The following is a 304-nucleotide window of genomic DNA, read 5'->3' as shown; positions in this document are numbered from 1 at the left end:
ACCGCCTGCCATCGTCGTCTCCAATTGGGTTCGGCCAGTGGGTTTGACCAGCCTGCATCTGGAGCATAACAGGCCAGTTTGCAAGATCGATGAAATCAAACTGTCGCAAAAGGCTGGCAGAGGATAAGTTGAGCCGGTTAAGCGCATGCGGCTTGGCACGGAGCGATTCCGTGACGATCATGCGTCACAAAGACATGTTAGAGCGTCGCCGAACGGCAACGTGCGGCGTTCCAGGGCGGTTGCGGGCAAGAGCGGGAAACCATGAACGAACTGAAGCCGGTGCAAAGTGAATTCATCACCGTCG

The 304-nt window shown here is 56.2% G+C and carries 1 protein-coding gene; it reads right to left on the bottom strand.

The genetic code is table 11. From position 1 onward, the window contains the following. Nucleotides 1–181 (bottom strand): hypothetical protein (locus tag EN852_RS42010; protein ID WP_210238329.1); only part of this gene is annotated, 181 nt, incomplete at its 3' end. Nucleotides 182–304 lie beyond the last annotated feature (123 nt).

The organism is Mesorhizobium sp. M2E.F.Ca.ET.209.01.1.1, from assembly GCF_004010375.2.
Lineage (GTDB): Bacteria > Pseudomonadota > Alphaproteobacteria > Rhizobiales > Rhizobiaceae > Mesorhizobium.
This window is presented reverse-complemented; position numbering and strand designations above follow the sequence as displayed.